At 36.1% G+C, this 12,207-nt stretch carries 16 protein-coding genes and 1 pseudogene; all 17 read right to left on the bottom strand.

Annotation, left to right across the window (positions count from 1 at the left end; all coding sequences use genetic code 11):
* Window positions 1-12: 12 nt before the first annotated feature.
* On the bottom strand, window positions 13-486 hold the full coding sequence (locus J4G36_RS00785) for a hypothetical protein (RefSeq protein WP_210467927.1): 474 nt from the start codon (window positions 484-486) through the stop codon (window positions 13-15).
* A 126-nt stretch (window positions 487-612) separates the two neighbouring features.
* On the bottom strand, window positions 613-804 hold the full coding sequence (locus J4G36_RS00780; protein ID WP_210467926.1) for a hypothetical protein: 192 nt from the start codon (window positions 802-804) through the stop codon (window positions 613-615).
* A 703-nt stretch (window positions 805-1,507) separates the two neighbouring features.
* Window positions 1,508-2,053 carry a hypothetical protein gene (locus J4G36_RS00775; protein ID WP_210467925.1) on the bottom strand — a complete coding sequence of 182 codons (546 nt, stop codon included), beginning with the start codon at window positions 2,051-2,053 and terminating at the stop codon, window positions 1,508-1,510.
* Window positions 2,054-2,490: 437 nt separating this feature from the next.
* Window positions 2,491-2,760 (bottom strand): hypothetical protein, encoded by a 270-nt coding sequence (locus J4G36_RS00770; protein WP_210467924.1) that lies wholly within the window; start codon window positions 2,758-2,760, stop codon window positions 2,491-2,493.
* Between the two features lie 231 nt (window positions 2,761-2,991).
* Complete coding sequence (locus J4G36_RS18910) at window positions 2,992-3,186, bottom strand: DUF6980 family protein (protein ID WP_483315875.1); 195 nt, start codon at window positions 3,184-3,186, stop codon at window positions 2,992-2,994.
* A gap of 86 nt (window positions 3,187-3,272) precedes the next feature.
* Window positions 3,273-3,425 (bottom strand): hypothetical protein, encoded by a 153-nt coding sequence (locus J4G36_RS00765; protein WP_210467923.1) that lies wholly within the window; start codon window positions 3,423-3,425, stop codon window positions 3,273-3,275.
* A 444-nt stretch (window positions 3,426-3,869) separates the two neighbouring features.
* Window positions 3,870-4,100: a hypothetical protein gene (locus J4G36_RS00760; RefSeq protein WP_210467922.1), complete on the bottom strand. Its 231-nt coding sequence runs from the start codon at window positions 4,098-4,100 to the stop codon at window positions 3,870-3,872.
* Between the two features lie 147 nt (window positions 4,101-4,247).
* Window positions 4,248-4,685, bottom strand: coding sequence for a GNAT family N-acetyltransferase (locus tag J4G36_RS00755; RefSeq protein WP_210470366.1), 438 nt, complete (start codon window positions 4,683-4,685; stop codon window positions 4,248-4,250).
* A gap of 373 nt (window positions 4,686-5,058) precedes the next feature.
* On the bottom strand, window positions 5,059-6,543 hold the full coding sequence (locus tag J4G36_RS00750) for a PH domain-containing protein (protein ID WP_210467921.1): 1,485 nt from the start codon (window positions 6,541-6,543) through the stop codon (window positions 5,059-5,061).
* Entirely contained in the window at window positions 6,543-7,040 is a 498-nt protein-coding gene (locus tag J4G36_RS00745) for a PH domain-containing protein (protein ID WP_210467920.1), read from the bottom strand. Before J4G36_RS00745 ends, J4G36_RS00750 begins: the two co-directional genes overlap by 1 nt.
* 165 nt (window positions 7,041-7,205) lie before the next feature.
* Window positions 7,206-7,397 carry a hypothetical protein gene (locus tag J4G36_RS00740; RefSeq protein WP_210467919.1) on the bottom strand — a complete coding sequence of 64 codons (192 nt, stop codon included), beginning with the start codon at window positions 7,395-7,397 and terminating at the stop codon, window positions 7,206-7,208.
* 446 nt (window positions 7,398-7,843) lie between these two features.
* Window positions 7,844-8,374 (bottom strand): annotated as a pseudogene (locus J4G36_RS00735) (DUF6584 family protein).
* Between the two features lie 74 nt (window positions 8,375-8,448).
* Window positions 8,449-9,348: a M23 family metallopeptidase gene (locus J4G36_RS00730; RefSeq protein WP_368668704.1), complete on the bottom strand. Its 900-nt coding sequence runs from the start codon at window positions 9,346-9,348 to the stop codon at window positions 8,449-8,451.
* Window positions 9,349-9,700: 352 nt separating this feature from the next.
* Entirely contained in the window at window positions 9,701-10,006 is a 306-nt protein-coding gene (locus J4G36_RS00725; RefSeq protein WP_210467918.1) for a DUF3784 domain-containing protein, read from the bottom strand.
* A gap of 436 nt (window positions 10,007-10,442) precedes the next feature.
* Complete coding sequence (locus tag J4G36_RS00720; RefSeq protein WP_210467917.1) at window positions 10,443-10,634, bottom strand: hypothetical protein; 192 nt, start codon at window positions 10,632-10,634, stop codon at window positions 10,443-10,445.
* Between the two features lie 113 nt (window positions 10,635-10,747).
* A complete protein-coding gene (locus J4G36_RS00715) occupies window positions 10,748-11,485 on the bottom strand; it encodes a hypothetical protein (protein ID WP_210467916.1) in 738 nt (245 codons plus the stop codon).
* Between the two features lie 336 nt (window positions 11,486-11,821).
* Window positions 11,822-12,163, bottom strand: a complete 342-nt coding sequence (locus tag J4G36_RS00710; RefSeq protein ID WP_246880354.1) for an NUDIX domain-containing protein — start codon at window positions 12,161-12,163, stop codon at window positions 11,822-11,824.
* Window positions 12,164-12,207: the final 44 nt, after the last annotated feature.

Raw genomic sequence — 12,207 nt, 5'->3', positions numbered from 1 at the left:
TATTGCTTTAACTTACATTCGTTTAGCTATAAGTATTTGATAACTATTTTTTATAACAAAATAAATTAGTATCACAAATGTGAATATAAAAGGACCTATAAGCAGCTGTGTCATATTTCCTGAAGGCGCATCCAAGATCCAAGCAAGAATAAGGTTTACCGAATAAATAGATATTAAAAATGTTAGTTGTATGACAATATAGCTTTTTAAGAGTGGTTTATACTTGCCAGTAAATACTAAAGCGGCACTGACAATTGCTAAAATAATAAATATAACCTCAAAAGTTGAACTGTAATTAGACAAATTTACAAGTTCGGAATACTCAAGTTTGGTTATTTCAGGTTTACCTAATAACGGCTTACTGATTTTAGATTTATAAATTTCAATTGCCACATAAATCACATTTGAAATGGCCATCAATACAATAATTAATCGAAACATGCCACTCCGTTTAAAAATATTATTTTCAATGTTATTTTGCTCCATGCTATTACCACTCACTTCCTCACTATGGTCGGATTCTGGTACAGCGGTGTCCTAGAGTCGCACACGATTGCTTAAAATACTGTATTGTCAATGTTTGTATAAGCTAAGTATCAATAATGGCTAAAATTATTCTTCTTTTGATTTCCTCTTTGTGTAAAGTACATAAATAGCATTCACAATCGTTAAAATTATTGCTACGGTTAAAAATCCAAGTACTGAATATATATTATAATCAAATAAAAAGTACAAAATAGCTGTTGCAACAAACACTACCCAACCTCCGACGGCTAAACGCCAGGGGTGTTCGTTCAATTGCATAATGATTCCCCCCTTACTCGTGATACTATCTGGCCCTATTGCGATACAAGTACGATCACTAATGTAGCAATTGCACCCATTCGTATTGTTTAATAGTCTAATTGACTTAGATACAAAAGTAGATCCTTATCTTGCTTTTTAAGTGTATATTTTCGGATTCTACTGTCTATCTTCTTCTGTTGTTTAGTATCTTTACTAAGCCAGTTTATTAAATGAAATATAGGACTGCTTAACAGGTTTGCCTTACCACGCAAACCTAATTCGAATCCAATTTGCTCAGTTTCCGTCAAAGGTATTTGCGTGTTTTTTAAGAATTCATCTTTGAAATGTTTTGGAATCAATATATACGATTCCTTTTTCTCCCAAGGAAGAAAGTAATTCCGCCGCATTATTAACAACGTAGCAGTTATACGATTCATCTTTGTTCATTTTTTTACACCTCCTCCCTAGAATCTTACTTTTCAAGTTTCAGCAACCGAACCCATTTATATTAACTATTCTGTTTTTTTATTATCTTGTGCTACACATATTGAATGGGATACCCTTTCGTCTAATTTTTGAGCTTCAAGAATCGCTCCCAATTGGTGAATAACACTAATTGGATGCAATTTCCAATCACCATTCAAAACCACTCTTGCTTGTTGTTATTAAAAGCACAATTCTACTATGCAGTGCTCAATCAAGTGAAATTAGTTGACACGAATTATTTCCATACTGACGCATATTTCCTTTTGTATTTTGTATCCTCTTCTTTTTCAATCAAATCCAATGCAAGTTCCTTAACTTGCTCGTCTTTTATTTCATCATAAAGCTTCTTAAGGCTTTCAATAATATCAAAACGAATTAAAGTGTAGTTTTTTTCATCAGTTCCAGTTATGAATCTGTCTGTGAGATTGTTTAAAACCAACTTTTTTTGCTGAGAACCAGCTATGGCAATTTTCCAAATGGATTTCAGACTATGTCTTGCCGTTACAAATTTCTTGTCTTTTGTCACAGCCCAAACCGTTGAAAAATCCCTTAAAATTCTTTTTTCCGGATCGCTTTTCGCCAAATTGCAAAGGAATTGTGCAGCTCTTGATCTCTGATGGTTATCGCCTTCTGTTAAGTCCTTCAATAATTGATCCCAAACCTCATAAGCCCAGTTTACTTTCTCATTCGTAATATCCAACAAATTCATAAATGCTTCGTATTGTACGTCCTTATCATCATCTATAAGGTTTTCAAATAGTTTTTTTATTGTACTATCCATTGGACTGGCTCCTTTTTAATAATTTATATCCGAATTTGCTCCCACTACCAAATCTTCAACATATATCCTTAAACAAACTAGCCCGATTGTTGAATAGACACTTTATACTTAATACACTCCGTTGCTTGAAGTGCAGGCGCCGACTCCGGGAGGATCAGCGTGAGCCTTGAGACCCTGGACGGAGCGCAGCGAAGGAATATAAAGGCTGCCTTAATTTCTGCAAAACCACAGAAATACGGCAAAGCGAACACTTCGCTGTTCACTTGGCTCAAGCCACGCCCTCCGGAAAGCGTGCGCCGGAATGGAAAGCAACAGTTTATATGCAGCAAAATGGCCCGTTCGTATAATGGCACTAAATTTGTGCAACAATCGCACCCGATTGCTGAGAGTTGTTGTATTATTTCAACCTGACTCATACCCAATTAGTTTGGTAGTATTTAATCACTTGTTTTAATTTGAGACGAGTAAACCAATACATTATCAACAAAGACTTTACAGTGGATACTAAAAAATCCTCCTAGAGTCACTTTTATGCTCTTTGATTCATTTTCTTTTTTCCTAATACGCCCATTTAAAGTCCCTCTAAATGCTAAGCCTAAATTTTCATCTTGCAATTCTCCATCTACATACAACTTCTCGCCTGTAAACCATCTATTCTCAACTTGTATTCGATGACCGTTATAGATAGCTTCAAATACCTTCTTCATTCCGTCACTCCTTTATCAGTCTTTGTCCGGTTATAGAAAAATGGCTTATTCTACGATTACATCCAATAACTATATTACTTTGCTTTTTCACCCTTAAATTTTATACAGATAAATGCCCTATAGGTTTCATTCAATTAAATGGCCCGTTAATGGCTTAAAATTTGTGCAACAATCGCACCCGATTCTAGCAAAGCATTGTACGATTAATCGGTACGTCATTTGATCAGCAAGTTATAATTTCGAACTGCACCAAGGACAGAATTCAATCGCTATGGTTGATGAACCACCATCATGAATTATCAACCCATAGTCATTATATTTATTGTCAAAAATTAAGATTTTATCAGGACATTCAAATGGGTCACTATGCATATCACATTTGAAATTTGCATGGTAATCCATATCTTCACAGCAGTGTCTCTTCATATTTTCTCCTTCTAAAAAAATTGGCCTATTACTGAAAAAGGGCACCATTCTTCTTGAAGAATCGTACCCTCATATTGCGAACATCATTATTCTTTCACTGAATCAACAATTTCTTTTGCGTCTATTAGAGATAAACCATACTTTTCTCTTAACGATTTAATAGTCTTTATTTCTGGATTGTTCTTTAATATCTCCTTCGCGTCAGCTTTCATATCTTCATATTCACCAGTCTTTCTCAAAAGTCTAGTATTTTCTTTTTTTAGACGACTATTTTCACGCATTAAACTGATGGTCCAACCTAATAGTAGAAGCATAATCAATATTGAACTTATTTCTGTCAATTGAATTTTAACCACATCCCTTTATTTGATTTGGGCAAATTATTATTCCTTAATTTTGTCGGTTTCAGGATCAGTTCATTTTCCAAAACTGCACCCAAGTCCAGTACAATGTATTATTTCATACGAAATACAAAGATAAGGCTCACTATAAAATAATATAGAGCTAGGATTGATAAAGAATCTGTTAATACAATCCATAGATCATTACTCCGAATGATAAATCGCCATAAGAAAGAGCTAATTACGAAAGTTGTTGGGAATACTAGAAAATATCCTAGAAAATACAGCTTTGCTTTTGACACTATACTTCACTCCTCGTGCTATAAAAACGAACGATTATCCTTATTTTATAGGCATCGTGTAAGTCACATAAACACCGTTACTTTCTTCAATCTTCTTGAAAATTTCCCCAAGGATTTCTAATGCTCTTTCCTTAGATTCATATTTTCCCAATGTTTTTTTCCATTGATCTAAAAAACTGTTTTCAATAAAACCTTCTATACTTTTCCCTTTTACAGTAACATCTTTTACGTTCATTAGACTCTGCTTATCCTGTGACATTACCCACAACATTGAAAATCCATCCTCCTTCCCAATCAAAAACATCTGCAATAAAGTCCGATTCTAACATAACTACCTTTAAACGATCGCACCCGATAATAGAATAAAGTAAAAAGGTAAGGGAATTACCCCTCAATAAATATAGCTATTAAATTGTATTTATACAGGCAACTTTTTTGTCATTAATACATGTGGAATACCATCTTCCATAAAAACAGGTGATGAAGTCGTATAGCCCAGCTTTGTATAGAAGCCTTCAGCCTGTGTTTGACCATGTAGCTTGACATAGGTGAATTCTTTTTCTATTGTTGTTTCTTCAAGTGTGTTTATAATTACTTTTCCAAGACCGAATGAACGGAAAGGCTTTAAAACACAAATTCGCTCTAACTTTCCAAAATTATCAACCCAACGTACTCGACCAGTTCCAGCTGGTTGATTATTGTAATAAACTAAAATGTGCTCGCTAAGCCCATCTAGTGTGTCAAATTCGTCAAACTCATCCTCCAAAGGGATCTCCTGTTCCTCGACAAATACTTCTTTTCGAATCGCAAATGCCTTTTTCAAGTCTTCTTCCACTGTAATTACTTTCGTTAACATCATAAAAACCCCTCTTTTTCTTCAGCAAAATGGACCGTTATTAGCATAAAACTTGTGCAACAAATGGCACCCGATTGTTTAATCGAATTTCTAAAGCAATACCCGCTATAATTGAGCAGAATTCCTATTTTTAATTATTAAATCCGAAACTACAAATGATATTACGGGAACTAATGGCAACAAAATTATCCAATTTCTGAAACCAAAATAAAGTAAGGGCGCAATAAAAGCAATAGCGCCAAAAAATATAGTTAATCTGGACTTTCTCTTTAGCCCGAGAAACAGAAAAATAAGTGATATGAAAATTATTAATCCCAAGAAAACATTTAACAAAACATACATCCCTTTCGCCTTTAAATGTCCCTTTACGTACTTATTCCAACTGAACTTCTTCTGCCCTTAACACATACCAGTGGTAAAATCGGCTCGCTTCCTCGACAGTCACATCGGGCAAACTTTCATGTCGTACAGGTTGCGCGCGGTTGACGAGCCCGATTGTCGCGAGTCCTGTCCATTGCTGCAATTTCGTCCGTTTAACGGACACTTCGATGATCTTATCGCGACGCGTCAAGTATGTGGTCTTTCCTAACGTACCTTCACTTACTTGGATGAAACGGTCCGTTATTGCATAAGATGTGTTCCAATAGTTTACGATACGTGCAAGGACGAGCGCTGCGAGAAAACTAATCGAAATGATCCACCATAGATTTGGTTTTTCAAATAGGTCATTCCGGAAATACGTAAGCGCTGCGGTTACAATGAGCCAGAACCAATACGGCTTCACGATTCTCACAAATAATGATTTGCGTGGAAGTTGTTTTATATCAGTACTCACTTCGTAGTCCGGCAGCATTTCCTCAATCATTGAATACGCACGTTTTACCGGCAGGAAAGGATAGAGTGTACTCACTTCATCTTCGTCACTCCCAAGACTACCAGCGCTGATCAGTTTCACTTCCGCTAACCCAAGTAGCCGTTTCATAAACGACTGTGAGATTTCAATCCCTTGAACACGTTTCTTCAGTATCGAAAAAGCGGACTCATCCAAAACACCTTTGGAAATGTAAATCCGTGTATCATCCGAGGCGATTTCATACTTACCATATGTGATGAATGTCCGGATATAGCCGATTGTGAAAGACAAGATGATTAAAACCGTTGCAATACCAGCAATGATCCACCCAGAGGTCAATAAGGATAAGACCCATCCCTCTACAGCTTCTTCAACGTCAAATAATGCGCTAATTTTAGAAAAGGCAGATGCGACAATGACAATCAGGAACAAAAAACTGAGGGAAGTGAAAGACGCTTTAACGACATCTATACGTGTAGGTGTGAAATGGATGACTCTTTGCACTTCTTCTTTATCCACTTCCACTATATGAGCATCCGTATCTGGAACTTCAATTGGTTTAGAACCTGCTTCTTTTACTAACAATTCCAATCGATCAGCTTCTTGTTGTGTCACTGCTTTAAATTCAACTTTAGCATCCACCCCGGTTGCACCAGTCTGGAAAGAAATCGATGTCATACGGAAAATCTTATGTAAAAACGATGTGCGTCGTTGGACATTTTGAACCTTTTCATAATAAACGATGCGTTCCGTCTTTTGGAAAATGCCCGCTTTCAAATGAAATGCCTGTTCATCCGCAGCATATCGGTTAGAGAACCATTTCATCAGTAATGAAACAAGCGTCAAAATGGCCCCGAATAAGAAAGCCCAGCGTCCAATACGGATTAGCATTGATTCCGAACCATAATTAAAAACGAATAATATCAATGCGAAAAAAGCCACGTTTTTGACAAATCCGTATATGTCAAAAAGGATTGTCAATGGATGATAACGTTTAAATTCCATTATTCATCCACCTCCCGAATTTTCGCCAGATGTGCAATCTGGTTTCTTACGTCAATCGCTACTTGTTTGGGCAACCCTGCAATGGCGTGAGAGGATCCCATCGTTTCGATAGCAATCGAATATAAGTTAAATCTCCGTAAAATGGGGCCTTGATGCGTTGAAACCGCCTGGATCTTCGTCATCGGAACCAGCTCATAAACTTCGTGGAATGCGCCCGATTTTAATTGCAAAAATTCTTCACTCACTTCATAACGCGTGTTTTTAAACACAAAAAACGGTCGTAATCCAATCGACCAAATAGCGCCGGCTACAATTACGACAGCCACAAATAGGAGAATCCAGTTGACCCAGTCCGGCCATGCAAAATAGATACTGACTCCATATAGAATCCCTGCGATGACAAATTCGACGGCAACGCTGATCAAAGCGCCCCATCTCATCGAAGGAATGATTTCTTTCGATAACCGTTTTGATGGTTCTTCAATAGGTGTATACATAAAATGACCCTCCTCGAGTAAAACTCTCTACCTTTATTACGGTTGGAATGAGAAAAAGATTCAATGAATGGGAAGGAGGATGAAAAAATACTCTTGCATCCGTTAATGGAATAGTCTTAAAAAATCACACCCATTTGTAGAAGTCCAAAGATAGTTTATTAAATATTAAGAAGTCATTTCCACACTACGTTTATTTGATTTTATAGCGAAATAAGTAGCAGCAAAAAACAATACGGCTCCACCTATCAAACCTATTGATGGTGAGTAAGTAACAATATTTTTCAACATCATACCAGTCGCAATTAGAAATGCTCCTAAAAATCCACTTATCATTGCATAACCACGATATTTATTCATTATTAATCCCTCCTTTTTTAAAAATTCACTACTTCGAGAGTTAAATCTAAACAAAATGGCCCGATTGCGATATAGACGCAATCGCACCCATTTGTTTAATAGTTTAATTGTAAAACTTTATTTTCTTTTTAGTAGCAAGTATAAAACCACCGCATGCTCCTCCACAGATTATAAAAATAATCATAGGAATTACATTATCAAATATCACTATACCAACCACTATCCACACAAAAAGATATGATAAAAACAAAGTCCAATTTATCTTCATAAGTTATCTACTCCTTTACATACATTATTAAATAATTTATCCCGTTAATGGCATTAAATTTGTGCAACAATCTATCACCCGTTTATCCAAGAATGCCTTCCAGAGGTGATTGCAATTATGCTCTGAAACTAGATTTCCTCCAGGAAGTAGTTCTGCAATCCATTCTTTAATTTTTAAATTAAAGAATCCATTTTGTGAATTGGTACACGCCGAAAAATGTAAAGAAAAGGGTTATAGTAATAACCAATATAATTCCCAACAGTTCCAATTTACCTACCCACGTCTCTTCATATACCTCAGCTTCTTCAAACAAATCTATTTCGGATTTGTTTTGTATCTGCAATATTAATAGACGTAACTCCTGATCTTTGATGACTTCACAATCACCTTTAAATTTCAGGGCTCTAGCTATTCTTATTGGATCGTTCCCCATAGATTTTTCAAAATCAATGCATGCTAACCTCATTTCTGGTGTCTTGTTCTGTTCTAAATACCAGTACAATCCAGCCCTTGAAGGATATCTTAACGCTGAATAAATATCTCCTAATCTTTTCCGAAGTTCTAATTCATTGGGTTAGGTTAATATTAACCCGTGTAGTCTATCTCTCGCTTTCCCCAAGTCATTTTGTGAAATATCCTTCTCTATTTTCTTCAAAGTCTTTTCAGATACTTCTCCTATAGCTAACACCCCAATATATTTTTTGTTCATTTGTTCAACATCCTCAATAATTTGGACTTTATTTGAATACCACGAACACACTTAATTCACTGATAGTATACTTTTTAACGCACTATACTATTTCTCACAAGAAATTTCCCTTCAAAGGTAATGGGTACCCCTACACCATCCAATTCCGCATGGATATGTAAATGAGGTTCTGACGTGTTTCCTGAATTCCCGATTTTACCAAGTAATTGACCGGTTGTTACTTCTTCCCCTTCAGTTACAGAAACACTTTCTTGTTGCATATGCATTAGATAAATGATTGCCTCGTGACCATTACAGGTTAAAGCGACATAATTACCCATCGTATTTTCTGGATCCATTTCAGGTGGCGTTAAGTCAGGTATGTCATTTCTGGTTTCAATAACAATTCCATTACATGGGCTATACAGATTATTTTCGTATATTTCATATTTATCGAGGTCCTTTGGATATAGACCGGTTGCACGTGTTCCGAGTTTATTCAATCCGAGAATATCTAATGCGTATTTTTGCGGTGGATGTGCTTGATGATAATTCATATGCACATGGTTTCCACCATGACCCACATAATAAGTTCCATCTTTGAGAGGAAAGGCCAAGTCTATTGCTTGATCTTTAACTGAATAACTTGTAAGAACAAATCCGTTAAATACAGTAAACACTAGAATAAGCAAAATATTTATACCGATTGACACTTTTTGACTGCCTGTATATTTGATTCGAAAAGGTAGGTCGCGCACTCTTCTCCAAGAAGTTACGATTGCGATGACAAGTAATACGATCCAAATGTAACGCCAATATGAACCAATCGAACTCCAATTTGCTGTTTGAAAGATACAGGCGATTAATACCGTTGTTGCTAATACATCTAGCAGCCATTCCAATTTACTTTTAAAAGCTGACTTCCATATACCAACCAGTAGTCCTGCCGGTAAAACAATTAAAATCCCCAACGAAAGAAGCATTGGAAATATCACTTATACAACCCCCTTATTTTTCACTCTTATTTTAATTACGAAGAGTCCGTACAAGTAGTTTCACTTTTCGCACAATTCGTAGTCGCGACCGTCTGAAAATATGTTGCGCTTGAGACAAAAAACAAGGGGATATCGACAAAGTGTTATATAGTCGATATCCCCCTTCTTTACTTTTGCCATTGTAGTTAATTAACTGAATAGCCCTTCGAACACTTATTTCAATGAATACAACAATAATACTATTGATGAACCGCTATTTTGATATGTATTCATGTCTTAGGATAAACAATTCCATTTAATATGGGAGCGTTTAATCCTGTCCGGTTTTGAAGTCTTAAAACAGCCAATGTCATCAATATCCTATTTGATCTAGTGCGATTACCATAATAATCATAACCACATCAATAATAACCAAGACCCCAGAGACTTTCCCAGCTGTAGCCCCAAACCATATGGTAAAAACAGATGTAAAAATGGCAATAACACCGATAATAATTAAGAGAATACCTACTCTGTTCCCTAGTCTTTCTTTATTAACCGGTTCCCACGACTCCCTGAAACCCGCTAGAAAGGCAAGTGCCTGTTTTGTCCGAACAATATAGCCAGCCCAAATTAACAATACACCGATAACTAGACCGATTATCATATCAATTCCCATTTCATTTGCCCTCCTATTACTTGGCAATTATGACTGTACAACTTATAGTTATTACTTTTTCAAGAATGGTAAATAAAGAGCAAGACTCAAAAACACAATTAAACCGAATATCAAAAAGTAAAATAAAAGCCCCATCTTATCTCCTCCCCTAAATTATTTATTAACTCTAGTATTCCCTGAAATGATAAAGCGCAAATCTCCTATACATAATGGTCCGTTTCAGGCATAAAGATTAAGCAACAGCTGCACCCTTTTTCCGAACAACAACCAAGAAACCGATTTATCTTTTTTTAGTATCCTTTTTCTTTTTTGTTCCTGAAATTGCACTGACAATGCCAATGATTGCACCAGAGAAAATTATAAACATTGCTGCAACATTCATTTTAATTATATCCCTCCATTTATTTAATTAGTGAAAGGTACCTGAATATAGGTATCAAGTAAAGATAATATCCACAAATAAACCAGTCAGTATTAGTAAGACTCCGAATGTATTCAAACCTAATTTTTCAAACAACATGAAAATAAGAACAATCCCCCTATATATCCCCAATGAAATAAACAATAGAAATATCACTGATCCATCCCTCTTATTTGGTTTACGAAGTGCCTGCGTAAATAGTTTCACTTTTCATACAAAAGGAGGTCCCTTTATACATTTTCTTAAACACAAATGACTGATTGTCTAAGATGCGTAGACAATCAGTCATAAAAAAATCCCTATCAGCCAGTATTAATACCCTAGTTCATTCTAATTCTGGACTTGCGCAATTTCCTAACTGCAACAACAAGTAATATAATTGCGCCAAACGCGAAAATGAAACTACCGGAAAATAGTCCTAGCCATGCATAAGTTACTATCCCACCTCCCGCAATCGCAATGCGGTGTATATCTCCCCAACCAATCCGACGTGACCAACGAAATACAATTATGAAAAATACCACAACTGTTATTACACAGACAGCGAAACCATCCCAACCATAGGATGAATCGGCGAGCATGAAAACGCTTGAAGCAACTAAAGAAAATATACCTAAAAACCACGGTTTCGGTGCTGTCGTTGTAGAAGTACTCGTATGACTACCAAAATTAAATGAGAGAATTATAAGTAGTATTACGGCTATAGTAGTACCAAGCAGTTGAAGCGTGGAAGCGAAAAATTGCTTTTCTATATAGGTATCATAACTAAGATATACAGATCCTAAAATAAAAATTGAAGTAACTATTCCTAACCCAGATTTACTAAGCCAAGGTTTAATTCCTTGTTTAGGGAAGAGCGCTTCGACAATGATAATTGGTATACAGGTACTCCATATCGCATGCATTGCTAGTACGTAAACAGTTAGCCGACCATCAATTCCCAGAAAAGGGATAAAAGACTTCCATTGATCTTGATCAGAAAGATAAAAACGATTGAATAACATTTGGTCGATCAAGCCTTCCTCAATCAGTCCGTAGGCGATTCCAAGTACTAACATGGTTATTATTCCGCGACTGGTTCTGCGGGTAACCTCTCGTATAAGTAGGGCGCCACCCCCATACATGGGAGCCAGAAAAAGTATATATCCAATCTCTGTTATTGATAAAATGCCAATTAAATATTCTGCGAAAAACATTTGTGGTTAACGTATTACCATTATAATAAACCGAGTATTATACTAACTCAGTAATTTTATTTGCGTAATACCATTTCAAATAATACATGATTCCAGACTTGTCCACCCAACTGAAATCTATTAACTCTTGCTCTAGTGAATTGTGTAGCTCATCTACAGATATCCACTTTATATCTTCGGTCTCGTCGCCTTCTTCAACTAATTACCAGCGGCTTGACATCGAAAATAAACGCCTAATGAATCTACTGGACCGGTTGTCGTTTGATAAACGGCAAAAGGCTTTATAGCTTCAACATTCGAATCCACGGTATACGTTTCAATTCTAGTTTCTTCCCCAAAAAATTTTGTAATAAGAAGTCCCGTTTCTTCGTGTACTTCTCTTTTAAGTCCTTCTAGAAATGACTCGAATACTTCTAACCTTCCCCCAGGTAGCTCATAAGGTGTTTTGTTTTCATTAGATTTAACCCTTTTTTGTATAACGATTTCAGTTCCATCCGGCCCATTTCTTTCAATTATTGCTCTAACATTTACATAGATCATGCAAATCCCCCCACTTGTATTCGATAAACCTTATCTTGTAAAAA

The sequence above is a fragment of the Sporosarcina sp. 6E9 genome (assembly GCF_017921835.1).
GTDB lineage: Bacteria > Bacillota > Bacilli > Bacillales_A > Planococcaceae > Sporosarcina.
Note: the sequence above shows the minus strand (reverse complement) of the source record. Positions and strands in the feature narration are given on the sequence as shown.